Raw genomic sequence first — 18,670 nt, 5'->3', positions numbered from 1 at the left:
CGTGCTCAAGACATTCCTACGTCTTGCCGGATGGGCTGAGATATGGTCATAGAACGGTCACTGAGCAAGGAAAAGGGGCGGCTATTGGCGGCCCTTGACCCATGCGTGTCCCAGTGGACGCGCCAAGGCAACGGGATGGGACGATGGCAAAAGCGATGATTCGCCGTGCAACCGCGGCAGCAACGGGGTTCGCGGCGGGTGGATTGGCGGCGAGTGCCGCTTTTGCGCAAGGCGTGTTGGGCGATCTGCCGACGATCGGGAAACCGGTAAACGGCGGAACCGGATTTCAGCCTGCGGTCACCGAGATTGCGGTGCAGCAGCATTGGCTGGATCACTTCGTCCTGATCATCATCGCGGTGGTGACGGTGTTCGTCTGTGCGCTGCTGCTGATCGTGATTTTCCGCTTTAACAGCCGCGCGAACCCGGTTCCCGCCAAGTTCACCCACAACACCCCCGTCGAGGTCGTCTGGACGATTGTGCCAGTGCTGATCCTGATCGTGATCGGTGTCTTTTCGCTGCCGCGCCTGTTCTATTCGCAGGAGATGCCGGAAGATCCCGATCTGGTGATCAAGGCGATCGGCAACCAGTGGTACTGGTCCTATGAATATCCCGATAACGGGCTCAGCTTTGACAGCCTCATGCTGGCAAAGGAAGAATTGGCCGATTATGGCTATAGCGAAGATGAATACCTGCTGGCCACCGACACTGCCGTCGTGATCCCCGTCGATCAGGACGTGCTGGTGCAGGTCACCGCCAATGACGTGATCCACGCCTGGGCCGTTCCGGCCTTTGCGGTCAAGCAGGACGCCGTGCCGGGCCGGATTGCGCAACTGTGGTTCAATGTCAGCGAAGAGGGCATCTATTTCGGTCAGTGCAGCGAGCTGTGCGGCATCAACCACGCCTATATGCCGATCGTCGTCAAAGCCGTTTCGCAGGACAAGTTTGAAGCCTGGGTCGCCCAGGAAGGTGGCAGCATGGGTGGTGAGGAAGCCATCGCCGAGGCCGACGTCCCGGCTGGTGCAGCCGCTGCCGCAGAAGCGCCTGCTGAGGGTGAGGCTGCTGCTGCAGAAGAACCCGCCGCAGAGGACGCTGCCGCTGAAGAGCCGGCTGCTGAAGAGCCTGCCGCTGAAGAAGCTGCGACGGAGGAACCTGCCGCCGAGGAAGCTGTGACGGAAGAACCCGCAGCAGAAGAGCCGGCCGCCGAGGACGCTGCCACGGACGAAGCTGCGGCAGAAGAACCCGCTGCGACCGAAGAGCCTGCGGCAGATGAAGCTGCTGCGGACGAGGCTGCCGCCGATGCGCCCGCGGCAGACGAAGCCGCTGCAGAAGAACCCGCCGCCGATGGCGAAGCCGCTCCGGCTGGCAACTGATCGGGCAATGGCGGATATCCACGCATATGAAGGCGCCCCCGAGGCACAGTTTGGCGATTACGTCGCGCTGCTGAAGCCGCGGGTCATGTCGCTGGTGGTGTTCACAGCCTTTGTCGGGCTGTGGGTGGCGCCGGTCGACATGCATCCCTTTGTCGCCTTCTGTTCGGTGTTGTTCATCGCTTTGGGTGGCGGTGCATCGGGTGCGCTGAACATGTGGTATGATGCCGATATCGACGCGGTGATGCACCGCACGCAGGGGCGGCCGATCCCTGCAGGCCGCGTGGCGCGGCCCGAGGCTCTGGCCCTTGGCGTGGCGCTGTCAGGTGTGGCGGTGCTGATGCTGGGGCTTGCGGCGAACTGGTTCGCGGCCGGCTTTCTTGCCTTTACCATCTTCTTCTATGCCGTGATCTATACGATGTGGCTCAAGCGTTCGACGCCGCAGAATATCGTCATCGGTGGTGCCGCCGGCGCGTTCCCTCCGATGATCGGATGGGCCTGTGCCACCGGCGGTATCAGCATCGAATCGCTGTTGATGTTCGCGCTGATCTTTTTCTGGACTCCGCCGCATTTCTGGGCGCTGGCGCTGTTCATGAAGGAAGATTACCACAAGGCCGGCGTGCCGATGCTGACGGTCACGCATGGCCGCGCAGCGACCCGCCGTCATATCTTTGCCTATTCGCTGGTGCTGGCACCCTTTGCGCTGTGGCTGGGCTTTACCAGCGTCGGCGGGCCGATCTATCTGGCCGTCGCGGCCGTGCTGAACCTGCTGTTCATTCTGGGTGGCTGGCGGATCATGCGCCGCGACGAACTGGCTGCCGAGCAAGACGGCTATACTGTGGAAAAGCGATATTTCCGGCTGTCGCTCTATTACCTGTTTCTGCATTTCCTGGCGCTGCTGGTTCAAAGCTGGGTGGGGGCATGGTGATGGCGCTGCGCACCGAACACGAGATCCACCAGCGCCGCCGCTCGCGTAATGTCGGGCTGGGACTGGTGCTGGTCTGCTTTGTCGCCCTGGTATTTGCCCTGACCGTGGTCAAGGTGCAGAATGGCGACACGATGGAAGCTTATGACCATCAGCCGCGCGTATCGGTCCTGCCCGCAGAGGAAGCACCGGCGGCTGCCGGCGAGACCGCAGAGGAGGCAAGCCAATGACCCGCGAACAACGGACAGTCTCGATGCTGGTTGGCGTCGTCGTGCTGATGGGCGGATTGGCCTGGGCTGCGGTGCCATTTTACAACTGGTTCTGCAAGGTGACCGGCTATGGCGGCACGACCCAAACAGCCGAGCAGCCTTCGGATGAGATGATCGACGAGGTGGTCCGGGTCCGCTTTGACGCGAATACCGACAAAAACCTCGACTGGACCTTCCGCCCCATGGAAACCAAGATGGAGCTGAAGATCGGCGAGAATGCGATGGCCTTTTACGAGGCGGTCAACAATTCGGACGAGCCAATCACCGGCACGGCCAGCTACAATGTCGCGCCTGATGTGGCGGGGTATTACTTCATCAAGGTGCAATGCTTCTGCTTTACCGAACAGACGCTGCAACCCGGCGAGCGGGTCGAGATGCCGATCAACTTTTACGTCGATCCGGAACTGGTCGATGATCGCGACGCGAAATGGGTGCGGGATATCACGCTGTCCTATACCTTTCACCGGACAGAACCAAAACAGGCGGCGCTGGACCTTGCGCCAGCCGACGCTGTAAACTGACGAAATCCAGGAACGACGGGGCGAAACATGGCGCACGCTAAGAACCACGATTATCACATCCTACCGCCCTCGATCTGGCCGTTTATCTGCGCCATTTCGGTCTTTGTCATGCTGTTTGGCGGCGTGATGTGGATGCAGGATCAGGGGCCGTGGATGTTCCTGATGGGGCTGGCCGGCGTGCTGTATTGCATGTTCTCGTGGTGGACCGACGTGATCCATGAAAGCCAGGAAGGCGATCACACACCGGTCGTGCGGATCGGCCTGCAATACGGCTTTATCCTGTTCATCATGTCCGAGGTGATGTTCTTCGTCGCCTGGTTCTGGGCCTTCTTCAAGAATGCGCTGTATCCGATGGGCCCCGAAAGCCCGATCAAGGATGGGGTCTGGCCGCCCGAGGGCATCGTCACCTTCGATCCCTGGCATCTGCCGCTGATCAACACGCTGGTGCTGCTGCTGTCGGGTGTTGCCGTGACCTGGGCGCACCATGCCTTTGTCCATGACAATGACCGCAAGACCACGATCTGGGGTCTGGCCATCGCCATCGTGCTGGGTGTGTTCTTCACCATCCTGCAGGCTTACGAATACAGCCACGCGGCCTTTGGCCTGTCGGGCAACATCTATGGTGCCGTCTTCTACATGGCGACCGGCTTTCACGGCTTTCACGTGATCATCGGGACGATCTTCCTGACCGTCTGCCTGATCCGTTTTATGCGCGGTCATTTCACACAGGAAAATCACATCGGCTTCGAGGCTGCTGCCTGGTACTGGCACTTCGTTGACGTGGTCTGGCTGTTCCTGTTCTTCGCGGTCTATATCTGGGGCGGCTGATCCCGCGACAGCAAAATAGCAGACGCGCGGGGGTAATGCTCCGCGCGTTTTTCATTGGAGGTGCGCAATGCTGAAAGCCGGGCATGGATACGGTGCCGCGACAGCCCGCATATCGGGCGCGCGGTGGCAGCCGTTTATCTGTCAATGTAATGCTCGTCGGCTGCGGACCAACCCCGCAAATGATGTCACGCGGACTTGTCGGCGCAACCTCCTCGCGCAGCACGCCATGCCATCGCTTGGAGACCCTCACTGACATGCGCCGCATTATCGCCCCCCTTCTGATCGGTGTGATCGGTTGTGCCATCCTGATCAGCCTTGGCGTCTGGCAGCTCAAGCGGCTGGACTGGAAACAGGGCATGCTGGACGAAATTCAGGCTCAGATCGATGCGCCCGCCATGGCCTTGCCCGCGACCGTCGATCCGTCGATGAAATACGCCCCTGTCACCGTCAGCGGCACCACGACGGGCGAGGAGATCGACGTATTGTCGGGCACCAAGGAGCAGGGCGGCGGCTATCAGATCGTTTCGAGCTTTGTCACCGATGATGGCCGCCGGATCATGCTGGATCGGGGTTTTGTTCCGCAAGAGGCGCGCCATATCGCCCGCCCGCCCACGCGGCTGGAGGTCAGCGGCAATCTGCACTGGCCGGATGAAAAGGGCAGCTCGACCCCTGATCCGAACCTGTCCGAGAATATCTGGTTCGCCCGCGACGTGCCCGCAATGGCCGCGCAACTGAACACGCAGCCGATCCTTGTCGTGGCCAGCTTTGTTCGGGGGGATGCGCAGGGGGTCGAACCGATCCCCGTGGCAATCGAGGGTATTCCCAACAATCACCTGTCATATGCCGCGCAATGGTTCATGATCGCGGCTGTCTGGGCAGGGATGACAGTCGGTCTGATCTGGCGTATCAGGCAGCGGAAATACTAAGGAACTGCGGATGCGTTACGTCTCGACGCGGGGTGAGGCCCCGGTGCTGAACTTCGAACAGGCCATGCTGACGGGCCTGGCCCGCGATGGTGGGCTGTATCTGCCCGAGACGGTGCCGGCCCTGTCAGATATTGGCGCGCTGGAGGGGCTGCCCTACGAAGTGGCAGCCTTTCGCGTGCTGAAACCCTTTACCGGCGACAGCTTTTCCGACGAGGAATTGCAGGGCGCGATCGCCCGTGCCTATCAGGGCTTTCGTCACGTCGCGCGCGCGCCGCTGACGCAATTGGCCCCCGGCCATCACCTGCTGGAATTGTTCCACGGCCCGACACTGGCCTTCAAGGACTTCGCCATGCAGCTGATCGGTCAGCTGTTCCAGATCGCGCTTGCGCGCTCGGGTCAGCGGATCACCATTGTCGGCGCGACCAGCGGCGATACCGGCAGCGCCGCGATCGAGGCATTCCGTGGTCTGTCCAATGTGGATGTGTTCATCCTGTTCCCGCATGGCCGCGTGTCCGAGGTGCAGCGCCGCCAGATGACCACGCCCGATGATGCCAATGTGCATGCGCTGGCGATGGACGGACATTTCGACGATTGTCAGGCCCGGCTGAAGGATCTGTTCAATGACCATGCCTTCCGCGATCAGGTCGGGCTGGCGGGCGTGAACAGCATCAACTGGGGCCGGGTTCTGGCGCAGATCGTCTATTACGTCACCTCGGCTGTCAGCCTTGGCGCGCCATATCGCGAGGTTGATTTCACTGTGCCCACCGGCAATTTCGGTGACATTTTCGCAGGCTCGATTGCCCGTGCCATGGGCGTGCCGATCCGCCGTCTGGTCGTGGCAACCAATCAGAACGACATTCTGCACCGCGCGCTGACCACCGGCGAATATCGCATGGGCGAGGTGCATCCTTCGATCAGCCCCAGCATGGATATCCAGGTCAGCAGCAATTTCGAACGCGCGCTGTTCATGGCTTATGGCGGCGATGCGGGTGCGATCCGGCAGTTGATGGACGAGTTGAAGGCAGGTGGCTTCAGCATCAGTCAGGGCGCGCTGCAAGCCTTGCAGGATCAATACGCCTCGGGTCGGGTCAGCGAGGATGAAACCACCGCGATGATCCGCACCATCCGCGAGGAAACCGGCCAGATCATCTGCCCGCATACGGCCGTGGGCGTACAGGTCGCGCGCGATCATCTGGAACCGGGCGTGCCGATGATCACGCTGGCCACCGCGCATCCGGCGAAATTCCCCGATGCGGTCGAGGCTGCCATCGGCATTCGCCCCGACCTGCCGCCGCATATGGCGGATATTTTCGACTTGCCCGAACGTGTCACGCGGGTTGAAAACGACAACGATGCGCTTAAATCGCTGATCCTTGAACGGAGAATCGCGTGACCCAATCAGATCCCAACCTGCGCATTACAACCCTGCCCAACGGCCTGCGCGTCGTGACCCGGTTCATGCCGGGGCTGCATTCGGCCGCGCTTGGGGTCTGGGTCAGCGCCGGTGGGCGCGATGAGCGGGCGGAGCAGAACGGTATTGCGCATTTTCTCGAGCACATGGCTTTCAAGGGCACGGCGCGGCGCAGTGCGGTTGAGATCGCCGAGGCGATCGAGGATGTGGGCGGTTTCATCAATGCCTATACCTCGCGCGACGTGACCGCCTATTACGTCCGGGTGCTGCAAGCCGATGTCGGGCTGGCCTTTGACGTGATCTCTGACATCGTGCTGAACCCGGTTTTCGACGCACGCGAGATCGAGATCGAGCGCGGCGTGATCCTGCAGGAAATCGGGCAGGCGCTGGATACGCCCGATGATGTGATTTTCGACTGGCTGCAAGAGGCGGCCTATCCCGATCAGGCCATCGGTCGCACCATCCTGGGCCCGGCGGAACGTGTCAGCGGCTTTTCCCGCAGCGATCTGTCAGGCTTTGTCAGCGAACATTACGCGCCGGATCGCATGATCGTGTCCGCCGCCGGTGCGGTCGATCATGACAGCATCGTGCGCATGGCCGAGACTGCCTTTGGCCATCTGGCCCCGCGCCAATCCGTGTCGCGCGATCCGGCCCGCTGGCAGGGCGCCGAGGCACGGCACCTGAAATCGCTGGAACAGGCGCATTTCGCGCTGGCGCTGGAAGGGCCGGGCTATCGCTCAGATGATTTCTATGCGGCGCAGATCTTTGCCAATGCACTTGGCGGTGGCATGTCTTCGCGGCTGTTTCAGAAGATCCGCGAGGAACGCGGGCTTTGCTATACGATCTTTGCGCAATCGGGCTTTCACGATGATACCGGAATGCTGACCGTCTATGCCGGCACCGGCGCCGAGGATATCGTCGATCTGGCGAACCTGACGGTGGACGAGATCCGCCGTGCCGCCGATGGCCTGTCCGCGCCCGAGATCGCCCGCGCCAAGGCACAGCTGCGCGCCGGGTTGCTGATGGGGTTGGAAAGCCCCTCGAACCAGACCGAGCGGTTGGCCCGGACGCTGGCCATCTGGGGGCGCGTACCTGATGCCGCCGAGGTCGCGGACCGCATCGCTGCGGTCACAGCCACGCAGATCCGCGATCACGCCGAGCGGTTGCTGCTCGATGCGCGGCCTGCGCTGGCGCTGTATGGTCCGGTCGCGACCGCGCCTGCGCGCGAGGCCTTGGCCGAAAGGCTTGCCGCCTGATGTTTCTGCGCCGCCGTCCGGTCCGATTGGAATCCGAACGGATCATCCTGCGCCTGCCGGCGCATGGTGATTTCAATTCCTGGACCTCTCTGCGCGCCCGCAGCCGCGACTTTCTCACCCCGTGGGAGCCGGTCTGGGCCGAGGATCACCTGACCCGGAAAAGCTTTACCAACCGGGTTTACTGGGCGCAGCGCACCAGTCGCAGCGATGCGGCGCTGCCTCTGTTCATCCTCAGCCGTGATGGTGCCTTGCTTGGGGCGATCACGCTGAACCATATCCGCCGCGGCCCCGCTCAGATGGGCGTCATCGGCTATTGGATCGGTCAGCAACACGCGCGCCGGGGCTATATGCGCGAAGCCATCGACATGGTCGTGCATCACGCCTTTACCACGCTGGAACTCAGCCGCGTCGAGGCCGCCTGCCTGCCCGAAAACACCGCCTCGCGCGGGGTGCTGGAAAAATGCGGCTTCAAATACGAGGGCGTCGCGCAAAGCTATCTGCAGATCAACGGGCGTTGGCGCAATCATGTCCTCTATGCCAATTTGCGCAGCGATCGGCGCGGGCGGACCGAGGTACGATAGATCCGTCAGGCCCCCTGCCAGCCCGTGCAATCACGCCCCGTCAAAGGCGCAAAGCGCGTGCACTTCCATGCCCATTGCCTCTAGCCGCTTGCGGCCACCCAGTTCGGGCAGGTCGATGACAAAAGCGCAGCCGATCACCGTGGCACCCAGCCTGTGACACAGCTTGATCCCGGCCTCGGCAGTGCCGCCTGTGGCCAGCAGATCATCCACGATCAGCACGCGTTCGCCGGCGCGCAGCGCGTCATCGTGGATCTCCATCACCGCCTCGCCATATTCCAGCGCATAGGCTTCGGAAATCACCGGGCCGGGCAGTTTGCCCTTTTTGCGGATCGGCACGAAGCCCGTTGAAAGCTGATGCGCCACCGCGCCGCCAAGGATGAAACCGCGTGCCTCGAGGCCCACAACCCTGTCGATCGGTTCCCCGGCATAAGGGTGCAGCAACTGGTCGATGGCCATGCGAAAGCCGCGCGCATCCGCAAACAGCGTGGTAACATCGCGAAACATGATCCCTTCATGCGGGAAGTCGGCGATGGTCCGGATATAGTCCTTGACGGTGCGGGTCATTTCGGGCGCTTCAATTCAAAGAGTTCGGTCACGCTGCAATAATCCATATAGCCAAGCCGAGCCAGCCAGCCACCTGCGGCGCGTGGATCAAAACGGCCATCAACCAGACAATCGTCGCGGATATGGACGCCGCTGACCACACCAAAGACGGCGTAGTTTGCCTCGCCCGCCAACTGCACGATCCGGCCCATCCGGCATTCCAGCGTGGCCACGGCATTGGCCACGCGCAGGCAATCGATGGTCTTGCATTCCGTGGCCTCCAGCCCCGTGGCCTCGAATTCGCTGTCGCCGGCGGGCAGGGGGGCCGAGGTCGCGTTCATGACATCCTGCATGTCGGCGCTGGCGATATTGACGCAGAACACCCCCGTTTCGGTGATCTGGGCGACGCTGTCCTTGGTGCCGGTCCGGTCGGGCTTGACCCCGGTCGAGGCGAACATGACCTGCGGCGGGGTATAGGCGACGGCGTTGAAGAATGAATAGGGGGCAATATTGTCGCCTTGTGGCCCCCGCGTCGAGATCCAGCCGATGGGCCGGGGCGCGACGATGGCGTTGAACGGGTTATGCGGCAGGCCATGGCCGGCCTCTGGCTGGTAGAACATCGCGGGTCTCCGTTACTGCGCCGTCACTGAGGGGGCACAGTGACACTGCTTTGCCGGGTCTGCAATCATTCGCAGCGCGGCGGGTTCAAGCGGACGGTTTGCCATGCTAAGCGGCGCAAGTCACTGGAAGGTTCGATGTATCAGATCAGCCCCGAAACCGATGCCGATTATCACGAGGTCGAGGCGCTGTATGACCTGTGCTTCGCACCCGGTCGGACGGCGCTGTCATCTTACCGCCTGCGCGACGGCGTGCCGCCCATTGCCGATCTCTGCCTGACGTTGCGCGATGGCCACCAGATCCTGCTGGCCGCGATCCGCTATTGGCCCGCCCGCATCGGCGAACGCAAGGTGCTGCTGCTGGGCCCCATCGCCGTGCACCCAACCGCGCAGGGCGAAGGGCTGGGCGCGATCCTGATGCGCGACAGCCTGATCCGCGCGACCGAGCGCGGCTGGTCGCGGGTTCTGCTGGTGGGCGATGCGCCCTATTACGCGCGCTTTGGCTTTTCGCGGCTGAGCGATGTCGAAATGCCGCCGCCGACCAACCCTGATCGGGTGCTTGGGCTGGAACTTAGGCCGGGCGCGTGGGTTGATATCAGGGGAACGGTCACCCGCGAGAACAGCGGCAAGGACAAGGCTGCACTGGCGGAATAGCGACCGAACCCCCATATCTGACTGGGCCGCGCAGGCGGTTCGTGACAAGGGAATGTTTCGGATGACGGCATTGCAGCAACATGTTCTGCCCCCCATAAACGACCCCTCGGTTCATACCGAGATCGACCGTCTGGCACGCCGCTATCTTGATGCCGGCGGGCTGGGGCTGGATATTCTGAACACCGTCGGCACCAGTGCCGAGCATCTGATCGAGCGCCTGCCCGGTTTCGTGCGCGGGCGTCTGGACCGGCTCACCCGCAATGCGCTGATGCGCGCGTTCGACGCCGCCGAGGGCTCTCGCAAGGTGGTGCGCGACCGGGGCGAATGGTTCAATCGTCTGGTCAGCACCGCGTCGGGCGCGGCAGGCGGCGTGGCTGGTCTGCCGGGTGCGATCATCGAATTACCCTTTACCATCACCATGTTCCTGCGCGCGATGCTGGAAATTGCCGAAGAACACGGTCTGGACCCGCAATCCGAAGAGGTTCGGGCAGAATGCCTGCGCATCTTTGCCGCCGGCGGCCCGATGGCCCAGGATGACGGCGCGGATCTGGCCTTGCTGGCTGCGCGGCTGTCGATCACCGGGCAGACGGTGCAAACCCTGATCACCCGTGTCGCGCCGCGCTTTGCCGTGGTTCTGGGCCAGAAGCTGGCAGCACAGGCCACGCCGATCTTTGGCGCCGTGGCCGGGGCGTCGATCAACTATACCTTTGCGCGCTATTATCAGGAACTGGCGCGCGTGCATTTCGGCCTGGCGCGCCTGTCGCGAGAGACCGGCATTCCGAAAGAGGCCCTGATCGAGGCGTTGCGCATGTCGATCGAGCGGATACAGAAACCCCGCCGCGCCCGCCGCAGCTAGGGCGGCGCGACGCGGCCAACCGGTCTGCTGGCCATGATCGGAAAACTGCGTTAGGTGCGCGGTAAAGTTGTGTTCAAGGGGTGTTTCGATGGCCGACGACGTTCAACCGCATGCAGATATGGGGCGGCTGGTCCTCATCTATATCGCCACGCTGATTTTTTCCGCCGCTGTCTTGTGGGGCCTCGCTTGGGCGTTCGAGACCTATGCCGGCGTGCAGTATCCCTTTGTGCTGCTGCTGTTCATGATGCCGATGGTCGCAGGAATGCAGGCCGGCACCGAATTCTTCAAACAGACGGCTCGTGCGGCAAGCTGGCGCACGGCGCTGAACTTTGGGCTGTTGACCACGCTGATCCTGCTTCTGGGCGTTATCGCGCTGTGGCAGGGCGGCGGGCTGGATGCGCTGTTCCAGATGGTCGATCCGGTGGCCTTTGAGCAGGGCGATGTCTGGCCGGTTCTGTCGAGCCTGTTGATCTTTGCAGCGGCGTTCGGGATGTTCTGCAATTCGCTGATGTTCTGGTCAGCGGCGCGCGGTGGCGTCAAACGGCAAGAACGCAAGAACGCCAGCGAACAAAAGGCTGCGGCCAAGGCCAACGCGAAAGCTCGCTGATCCCTAGCCGGGATCGGCCTCTTCGGTAGGCTGCAGTTCCAGCGCGGCGCTCGGCTGCTGCAGATCCGCGATCCCCAATGGCTGGGTCGGTCTGGCCAGACGTGCGCGGGTGACCCAGAGCAGTCGCTCTTGCGCGCGGGTGATGGCGACATAGGCCAGGCGTTTCCACAGGGGAATGCCCGCCTCGGTCCGGTTGGACCATGCGGCAGCGCTGATATCGGGGCCAAAAACCTGCACATCGGGCCACTGACTGCCCTGCGCCTTGTGGATCGTGACCGCAGCCCCATGCAGGAATGCCGCGCCCATATGTGCAGCCGAAGGGATAAAGGGTTCTTCGATATCCGGCATCTCGATCTTGATGATGCTGGCCGCGGACAGGCGGGGCTCTTCGGCGCCGATCACATGCAGGCGGGCAAAGCCGGGCTTTTTGCCCGGTCCCAGATAGACCACCTGCGCGCCCTTGATCAGTCCGCGCGCCTCAAGGTCGATGCGCTTCTTGCGATGCTTCAGCGGCAGTTCCAGCCCGTCGCAGATCAACGGCTCGCCCGGCAGCAGCGCATCGCCCGGTGCGCCGAAACCCAGCCGAAAGGCGTGGATCAACCGGATCCGGGTGGCATTGCGCCAGACCAGCACCGGGCTGCGCGCCATCAGGTCGCTTTCCACGCGCTCGGCCCAGACCACGCGCGGGTCCGAGGCGGCGGCCTCGCGGATCATGCGTTCGAACCCAGCAAAATCGAGGGTGTCGTCGGATAACGCATGGGCGAGATCAAGGATGGGGCTGTCATCGGCCTGCCGGTGGATGCGGTTCAGGATCAGCTTTTGCGAGCTGGCCAGCCGGTCAAAGACCATTGCCCCGGACTGCCCCACAGGGGCCAGCTGGGCCGGATCGCCAAACAGCACCAGCGTCGGAAATATCTCGCGCAGATCCTCAAACTGGCGTTCGTCCAGCATTGAGCTTTCGTCGATCAACCCGATATCCAGACCATCCTCGCGGCGTTTCCAGCCCTTGATAAAGTCGGACCCGCGCAGGCCCGCCGCTGCCAGCGCGCCGGGAATGCTGGCATGTTGGTCATAAAAGGCCTTGGCGCGATCCAGCGCGGTGTCCGTCAGGCCCTCAACCGTGGGGCGTGTGCCATTGCCGGCCAGCCATTCGGCAATCTTCTCATATTCGGGGTCATAGACCGGCGTATAGAGGATCCGGTGGATCGTGGTCGCCGGCACACCGCGCATCCGCAGCACAAAGGCCGCCTTGTTCGTCGGTGCCAGAATGGCGACGGTGCGGCGATCCTTGCGCCGTTTCCCCTCGTAATCGCCGCTGACCAGTTCGACCCCGGCCTCGCGCAGGGCCGCCGTGATCTGGGCCAGCAGCATGGTCTTGCCCGAGCCCGCCTTGCCGACCACCGCCATCACACGGCCCTTGCCGGGCTGGGGCGGCATCAATTCTTCGGCGGTCAGGTCCACGCCTGCCAGGGCAAAGGTTTCGGCCACGGCATCCCAGGCTTCGGCCTGGTCGGGGGAAAGAGTGGGAAGGGCGGTCATGCACTCTGATAAACCGCGCCGCGCGGAAAGCGAAGAGACCGCGCGCTTTTCGTCGAATCATGTATGATACAGGCAGGAGGTCCCGCCGTGATCGAACTGTTCTTCGTCGCCTGCCTGATACGTGCGCCCGATCAGTGCACCGATCACAGCCTGCTGTTTCAGGAACAGAACGGCCTTTTTACCTGCATGTTGCAAGGGCAGTTCGAGTTGGCGCGATGGCTGGAGGCGCATCCAAAGGATCAGGTGCGAGAGTGGAAATGCCGCTATGCTGATCGGGGTGAGATACAGATGTAACAGCGTCAGGTTGCATCAATCACGCAATGAAAAAGGGCGGCCCGCACGGGACCGCCCAATCTTTTTGCAACTGGGCTAGCTTATGCCAGTGCCAGGTTCGTTGCCGATTCGCGACCGTCGCGACCAGCTTCGATGTCGAAGGTGACGGCCTGACCGTCATTCAGTTCCTGGATACCGGCGCGCTCAACGGCCGAGATGTGCACGAACACGTCGCGCTTGCCGCCCTCAGGGGCGATAAAGCCGAAGCCTTTGGTTGCGTTGAACCATTTCACGGTGCCTTTAGCCATCGTGATTCTCCTTTTCATGTACCACCCGCAACATGCGGTGGCCCGGCGCAGTCAGGTAACGATCGAGGACTGAAGCCGGATAGAACGGAGACAGAAGGTCGAAAGAGTAACGTCGCAAGCGGCATATGCGCGTCCATCGTCAAAAAATCAAGAGTATTGCGTATGTTCGTTGCAGATCGGCAGAGATTCGCGCTTTGAGAGCAGCGCTGCCTAAGCCTTGTGCTGGCGCGCGGGTATATCCTGACCGACCGGTCAAATCAGGGGCGACGAATTCTGTGCGCTCGGACCGTCAAGGCGGCGGCAAATTTGCCTTGGGCGCTGCGCAAAAAACCTCGGTGCGCACACGCATGACGATAGCGCCTGATGAGAAAAGCGGCGGGAGATGATCCCGCCGCTTGCGTCAGTGATGGCGTCGGTGGCTGCGTTATCCGCGTTTGCCAGCCTCCAGCGCGTCCTCAAAGGTGCGCAGGCCGGTGACGGGTGCCTGCACCAGAACGGCCATGTTTCCCGGCTTGTGCTGGTTCTTGTACATCTTGGTATGCGCCTGCGGGATCTCGGCCCAGGGGAACACCTCGGACATGCACGGGTCAAGGCGGCGTTCCAGCATCAGTTGATTGGCTGCGCTGGCCTGTTTCAGATGCGCGAAATGGCTGCCCTGCACGCGCTTTTGATGCATCCACAGGTAGCGGACGTCAAAGGTGCAGTTGAACCCGGTGGTGCCGGCGCAAATGACGATCATGCCGCCCTTTTTGCAGATCAGGGTCGAGACCGGAAAAGTCGCCTCGCCCGGATGTTCAAAGACGATGTCGACATTGTTGCCCTTGCCGGTGATGTCCCAGATGGCCTTGCCGAACTTGCGCGCCTCGGTGAACCATTCCTTGTATTCGGGCGTGTTCACCGTGGGCAGTTGACCCCAGCATTTGAAATCCTTGCGGTTGATGACGCCCTTGGCGCCCAGTCCCATGACAAACTCGCGCTTGTCCTCTTCGCTGATGACGCCGATGGCGTTGCCGCCCGCCGCGTTGATCAACTGGATCGCATAGGACCCCAGTCCGCCCGACGCGCCCCAGACCAGCACGTTCATGCCGGGTTTCAACTCGTGCGGCTCGTGGCCGAACAGCATCCGATAGGCGGTGGCCAGGGTCAGCGTATAGCAGGCCGATTCTTCCCAGGTCAGGTGGCGCGGGCGCGGCATCAACTGCTGGGCCTGCACGTTGGTGAACTGCGCAAAGCTGCCGTCGGGGGTCTCATAGCCCCAGATACGCTGCGTGGGCGAGAACATCGGGTCGCCGCCATTGCAATGCTCGTCGTCGCCGTCATCCTGGTTGCAATGAATGACGACCTCATCACCGACCTTCCAGCGTTTGACCTTGTCGCCCACAGCCCAGACGATGCCCGAGGCGTCGGAACCGGCGATGTGATAGTCGGCGCCGTGGCCATCAAACGGGCTGATCGGCTGGCCCAGACCGGCCCAGATGCCGTTATAGTTGACGCCTGCCGCCATCACCAGAACCAGCACCTCGTTGCTGTCGAGGACCGGCACGTCAACGACCTCGAGCTGCATCGCCTGTTCCGGCTCGCCGTGACGCTCGCGGCGGATCGCCCAAGCGTGCATTTGCTTGGGGACATGGCCCAGGGGCGGCATCTCACCGATTTCGTAAAGGTCTTTTTCCGGCGCATCATAAGTTGCAATCGGGGTGGGGGCGTCCAGAGCCATTGTTTTCTCCTGTCTCGTGCTGCGGTGCAGAATCGCGGCGGCTTTGGGCTTTCCTAAGATGCTCGGCGCAACATTGCAACTGTAAACCGGGCTATTTGAGTAACAATGTGTCCGAGAGGGTGTCGCCCCGCAGGGATTTTAGCTGCGGTGCAGCGGAAATATGCCTCTTAATCCTCTCAATTCTCGCGATATCGGCAGTATCGCGCCTGAAATGCCGACTGTCTCGCCCCTGCGCTGCCTTGGGTCGCGAGTCGCGCTAAGGTTGCGAGAATTCATTTTTTAAAACGCCGCCGACAGTCCATCAATTTTCAGGCGGCACGCCATGGATGTCTTTTGATGCCCGAAACCGTACACAAAAACAGACCCGTATTGTCATCTGAATTGCCGATGGAAACCGTCCGCGCCATCGCGATTATTGCGCTTGTCAGCTTTCACGTGATCGGCGGCGGTGAGGGTGGGGGCCTTGACGTCGGCTATCCCCATCCGCTGCGCTATTACGCCGACTTGATGGTTGATGTCCGCATGCCACTGTTCGCGTTCATCGCAGGCGCTGTCTATGCGCTCAAACCGGTCGAGCCTGCGGATCTGGGCCGTTTCATGACCGGCAAGCTGCGGCGGCTTGCCTTGCCGGGGCTGGTCGCGATCAGCGTGTTCCTGATCTTTGCGACGGTGCTGGGCACCGATGACGCGCTTGGCGGTCCCCTGTGGGAACCGTATCTGCGCAGCTATTCGATCTTTTGGTTCCTGCAGGCGATCCTGCTGATCTTTGTATTCTACGGCACCGCTGATGTTCTGAGCGGAGGGCGGGTGCTCTACCCGGCGCTGGCTGCCTCGGCACTGGCTGCGGCTTTGGGTCTGCGTATCCCGACCGAAGTGATGTCAGCGCATCGGGTGACGACGTTGCTTGTCTATTTCCTGCTTGGCGTGGCCATCATGCGCAACCTGCATCAACTGTTGCAGCGGCGTTGGATGATCGTGGCGGTCGCGATGGTCGCGGTCGCCATCGGACTGACGATGAATTTGGCGAATTTGTCGCGCACCGGTGAACTGTCGGCGAACCGGCTGGATCTGCAAAGCCTGGCATTCGGGACGGGCTTGTGCGTCGCGGCGTTCCTTGCGCTGCCGGTGGTGGGCTGGTTGCGCTGGCTGGGCGCGTTCTCATTGACCATTTATTTGTACCATATCCTTGCGACGTCGGCTGCGCGCCGCGCCATGGTGGCCCTGGATATCGATTCGCTTTGGTTGCAGGCGGCGATCGGAACACTGGCGGGCATCGCGTTTCCCATCGTGCTGCACCTGCTGGCATTGCGCACCGGACCGACGCGCCTGATGCTGCTGGGGCTGCGACCGGGGGCCAGGAACCGGCAGACTGTTCGTGCCGCGGCCGCATAAAGGGATTTTCGGGCGTCGCCGCGCTGCAGCGAATTGACGGCGCAGCTTTGTTTCGGTATCGGTGCCGGAACTGAAAGATTCTTGCGAGGCAACGACGTCATGGCCGAGAAGGACAAACCCTGGCTGTTCCGCACCTATGCGGGCCACTCGACCGCCGAGAAATCGAACGCGCTCTACCGGACCAATCTGTCCAAGGGGCAGACCGGCCTGTCGGTGGCATTCGATCTGCCGACCCAGACCGGCTATGACAGCGACCATTTGCTGTCCCGCGGCGAGGTCGGCAAGGTCGGCGTGCCCGTCTGCCATCTGGGCGACATGCGCGCGCTGTTCGATCAGATCCCGCTGGAACAGATGAACACCTCGATGACGATCAACGCGACGGCGCCGTGGCTGTTGTCGCTGTATATCGCCGCAGCCGAAGAGCAGGGCGCCGATGTCAGCAAACTGCAGGGCACGGTGCAGAATGATCTGATCAAGGAATACCTGTCGCGCGGCACCTATATCTGCCCGCCCAAGCCATCGCTGGCGATGATCACGGATGTTGCGGCTTATACGCGCGAGCATCTGCCGAAATGGAACCCGATGAACGTCTGTTCCTATCACCTGCAAGAGGCCGGGGCGACGCCGCAGCAGGAACTGGCCTATGCGCTGGCGACCGGCATCGCGGTGCTGGATGATCTGAAGAACAAGGTGCCCGAGGCTGATTTCCCGGCCATGGTGGGTCGGATCTCGTTCTTTGTGAATGCGGGCATCCGCTTCGTGACCGAACTGTGCAAGATGCGCGCCTTTACCGAGTTGTGGGACGAGATCACGGCGGAACGCTATGGCATCGAAGATCCGAAATACCGCCGCTTTCGCTATGGTGTGCAGGTCAACAGCCTTGGCCTGACCGAGCAGCAGCCCGAAAACAACGTCTACCGCATTTTGCTGGAAACGCTGGCGGTGACGCTGTCAAAGAATGCACGTGCGCGCGCCGTGCAATTGCCCGCGTGGAACGAGGCCCTGGGCCTGCCGCGCCCCTGGGATCAGCAATGGTCGCTGCGAATGCAGCAGATCCTGGCCTATGAGACGGATCTGCTGGAATATGCCGATCTGTTCGACGGCAATCCGGCGATCGAGGCCAAGGTGGCCGAGTTGAAAGAGGGTGCGCGATCCGAACTGGATATGCTGGACGATATGGGCGGGGCGATTGCCTCGATCGACTATATGAAATCGCGCCTCGTGGAATCGAACGCCGAGCGGCTGAACCGGATCGAGTCGAATGAAACCGTGGTTGTCGGCGTGAACCGCTGGCAACAGGGAGAGCCCTCGCCGCTGACGGCGGGCGACGGCGGTATCATGGTCGTGGACCCGGCGGTCGAGGCCGAGCAGATCGCCCGGTTGAACGACTGGCGCGCGGGCCGCGACGAGGGGGCCGTCGAGGCCGCCCTCGCCGCGCTGCGCGTGGCCGCGCAGGAAGGTCGCAACGTCATGCCCTATTCCATCGAGGCCGCAAAAGCCGGCGTTACGACCGGCGAATGGGCCGGTGTGATGCGGCAGGTCCATGGCGAATATCGCGGCCCGACCGGTGTTTCCGCAAGCCCATCGAACAAGACCGAAGGGCTGGATGATATTCGCGAGGCTGTCGATGCGGTCAGTGCCCGTCTGGGTCGGCGGCTGAAATTCGTGGTCGGCAAGCCGGGCCTTGACGGTCATTCGAACGGGGCCGAGCAGATCGCCTTTCGCGCGCGCGATTGCGGGATGGATATCACCTATGAGGGCATCCGCCTGACGCCCGAGCAGATCGTCACCCGCGCGGTCGAGGAAGAGGCCCATGTCGTCGGCCTGTCCATCCTGTCGGGCAGTCATCTGCCGCTGATCGAAGAGTTGATGGACCGCATGCGTGAGGCCGGGTTGGACCATATTCCGGTCATCGTGGGCGGCATCATTCCCGACGAGGACGCCAAGCGCCTGTTGGGCATGGGTGTGACGCGCGTCTATACCCCCAAGGATTTCCAGTTGAACACGATCATGATGGACATCGTGGCGCTGGTTGAGCCAGGCGCAAAGGCCGCCTGACGCAAGGCGCAGGTTTCGCGGG

General features: G+C 62.2%; 19 protein-coding genes and 1 pseudogene. 15 read left to right on the top strand and 5 right to left on the bottom strand.

Annotated features, from left to right (window positions below):
• Nucleotides 1-143: 143 nt before the first annotated feature.
• The 9 genes and pseudogenes from coxB to CUV01_RS03145 form a co-directional block, all read left to right on the top strand.
• Nucleotides 144-959: pseudogene (gene coxB / locus CUV01_RS03185) on the top strand (cytochrome c oxidase subunit II); the annotation flags it as partial.
• A gap of 418 nt (nucleotides 960-1,377) precedes the next feature.
• A complete protein-coding gene (cyoE, locus tag CUV01_RS03180) occupies nucleotides 1,378-2,295 on the top strand; it encodes a heme o synthase (RefSeq protein WP_101461826.1) in 918 nt (305 codons plus the stop codon).
• Nucleotides 2,295-2,522: a hypothetical protein gene (locus CUV01_RS03175; RefSeq protein ID WP_101461827.1), complete on the top strand. Its 228-nt coding sequence runs from the start codon at nucleotides 2,295-2,297 to the stop codon at nucleotides 2,520-2,522. Before cyoE ends, CUV01_RS03175 begins: the two co-directional genes overlap by 1 nt.
• Nucleotides 2,519-3,082: a cytochrome c oxidase assembly protein gene (locus CUV01_RS03170; RefSeq protein ID WP_101459196.1), complete on the top strand. Its 564-nt coding sequence runs from the start codon at nucleotides 2,519-2,521 to the stop codon at nucleotides 3,080-3,082. Before CUV01_RS03175 ends, CUV01_RS03170 begins: the two co-directional genes overlap by 4 nt.
• A gap of 27 nt (nucleotides 3,083-3,109) precedes the next feature.
• Nucleotides 3,110-3,910: a cytochrome c oxidase subunit 3 gene (locus tag CUV01_RS03165; protein ID WP_101459195.1), complete on the top strand. Its 801-nt coding sequence runs from the start codon at nucleotides 3,110-3,112 to the stop codon at nucleotides 3,908-3,910.
• Between the two features lie 254 nt (nucleotides 3,911-4,164).
• Nucleotides 4,165-4,836, top strand: coding sequence for an SURF1 family protein (locus CUV01_RS03160; protein WP_101459194.1), 672 nt, complete (start codon nucleotides 4,165-4,167; stop codon nucleotides 4,834-4,836).
• A gap of 10 nt (nucleotides 4,837-4,846) precedes the next feature.
• Nucleotides 4,847-6,229: a threonine synthase gene (gene thrC, locus CUV01_RS03155; RefSeq protein ID WP_101459193.1), complete on the top strand. Its 1,383-nt coding sequence runs from the start codon at nucleotides 4,847-4,849 to the stop codon at nucleotides 6,227-6,229.
• Nucleotides 6,230-6,294: 65 nt separating this feature from the next.
• Nucleotides 6,295-7,503 carry a M16 family metallopeptidase gene (locus tag CUV01_RS03150; RefSeq protein WP_101461825.1) on the top strand — a complete coding sequence of 403 codons (1,209 nt, stop codon included), beginning with the start codon at nucleotides 6,295-6,297 and terminating at the stop codon, nucleotides 7,501-7,503.
• A complete protein-coding gene (locus CUV01_RS03145; RefSeq protein WP_101459192.1) occupies nucleotides 7,503-8,084 on the top strand; it encodes a GNAT family N-acetyltransferase in 582 nt (193 codons plus the stop codon). Before CUV01_RS03150 ends, CUV01_RS03145 begins: the two co-directional genes overlap by 1 nt.
• 30 nt (nucleotides 8,085-8,114) lie before the next feature.
• Here CUV01_RS03145 and CUV01_RS03140 read toward each other — a convergent pair whose 3' ends face one another.
• Both CUV01_RS03140 and CUV01_RS03135 read right to left on the bottom strand, forming a co-directional pair.
• A complete protein-coding gene (locus CUV01_RS03140) occupies nucleotides 8,115-8,648 on the bottom strand; it encodes an adenine phosphoribosyltransferase (protein WP_101459191.1) in 534 nt (177 codons plus the stop codon).
• The gene (locus CUV01_RS03135; protein WP_101459190.1) at nucleotides 8,645-9,247 is read right to left on the bottom strand and encodes a flavin reductase family protein; all 603 of its coding nucleotides are present in this window, start codon (nucleotides 9,245-9,247) and stop codon (nucleotides 8,645-8,647) included. Before CUV01_RS03135 ends, CUV01_RS03140 begins: the two co-directional genes overlap by 4 nt.
• A gap of 135 nt (nucleotides 9,248-9,382) precedes the next feature.
• Here CUV01_RS03135 and CUV01_RS03130 point away from each other — a divergent pair, with 135 nt between their 5' ends.
• The 3 genes from CUV01_RS03130 (at nucleotide 9,383) to CUV01_RS03120 (ending at nucleotide 11,361) form a co-directional block, all read left to right on the top strand.
• Nucleotides 9,383-9,898, top strand: coding sequence for a GNAT family N-acetyltransferase (locus CUV01_RS03130; protein ID WP_101459189.1), 516 nt, complete (start codon nucleotides 9,383-9,385; stop codon nucleotides 9,896-9,898).
• A 61-nt stretch (nucleotides 9,899-9,959) separates the two neighbouring features.
• On the top strand, nucleotides 9,960-10,754 hold the full coding sequence (locus tag CUV01_RS03125) for an EcsC family protein (protein WP_232962465.1): 795 nt from the start codon (nucleotides 9,960-9,962) through the stop codon (nucleotides 10,752-10,754).
• Between the two features lie 88 nt (nucleotides 10,755-10,842).
• Nucleotides 10,843-11,361: an ABZJ_00895 family protein gene (locus CUV01_RS03120; RefSeq protein ID WP_101459187.1), complete on the top strand. Its 519-nt coding sequence runs from the start codon at nucleotides 10,843-10,845 to the stop codon at nucleotides 11,359-11,361.
• Between the two features lie 3 nt (nucleotides 11,362-11,364).
• Here CUV01_RS03120 and CUV01_RS03115 read toward each other — a convergent pair whose 3' ends face one another.
• Nucleotides 11,365-12,900, bottom strand: coding sequence for an ATP-dependent DNA helicase (locus tag CUV01_RS03115; RefSeq protein ID WP_101459186.1), 1,536 nt, complete (start codon nucleotides 12,898-12,900; stop codon nucleotides 11,365-11,367).
• Between the two features lie 87 nt (nucleotides 12,901-12,987).
• Here CUV01_RS03115 and CUV01_RS03110 point away from each other — a divergent pair, with 87 nt between their 5' ends.
• Nucleotides 12,988-13,194, top strand: coding sequence for a hypothetical protein (locus CUV01_RS03110; protein ID WP_101461824.1), 207 nt, complete (start codon nucleotides 12,988-12,990; stop codon nucleotides 13,192-13,194).
• Nucleotides 13,195-13,274: 80 nt separating this feature from the next.
• Here CUV01_RS03110 and CUV01_RS03105 read toward each other — a convergent pair whose 3' ends face one another.
• Both CUV01_RS03105 and ccrA read right to left on the bottom strand, forming a co-directional pair.
• Nucleotides 13,275-13,481: a cold-shock protein gene (locus CUV01_RS03105; protein WP_101459185.1), complete on the bottom strand. Its 207-nt coding sequence runs from the start codon at nucleotides 13,479-13,481 to the stop codon at nucleotides 13,275-13,277.
• Nucleotides 13,482-13,905: 424 nt separating this feature from the next.
• Nucleotides 13,906-15,198 (bottom strand): crotonyl-CoA carboxylase/reductase, encoded by a 1,293-nt coding sequence (ccrA, locus tag CUV01_RS03100; protein ID WP_101459184.1) that lies wholly within the window; start codon nucleotides 15,196-15,198, stop codon nucleotides 13,906-13,908.
• A 387-nt stretch (nucleotides 15,199-15,585) separates the two neighbouring features.
• On the opposite strand from ccrA, the gene CUV01_RS03095 reads away from it, so the two are divergent.
• The gene (locus CUV01_RS03095; protein ID WP_157994766.1) at nucleotides 15,586-16,590 is read left to right on the top strand and encodes an acyltransferase family protein; all 1,005 of its coding nucleotides are present in this window, start codon (nucleotides 15,586-15,588) and stop codon (nucleotides 16,588-16,590) included.
• Between the two features lie 99 nt (nucleotides 16,591-16,689).
• Nucleotides 16,690-18,648, top strand: a complete 1,959-nt coding sequence (locus CUV01_RS03090; protein WP_232962463.1) for a protein meaA — start codon at nucleotides 16,690-16,692, stop codon at nucleotides 18,646-18,648.
• The last annotated feature ends 22 nt before the right edge of the window (nucleotides 18,649-18,670 follow it).

Source organism: Paracoccus tegillarcae, assembly GCF_002847305.1.
Lineage (GTDB): Bacteria > Pseudomonadota > Alphaproteobacteria > Rhodobacterales > Rhodobacteraceae > Paracoccus > Paracoccus tegillarcae.
Note: the sequence above shows the minus strand (reverse complement) of the source record. Positions and strands in the feature narration are given on the sequence as shown.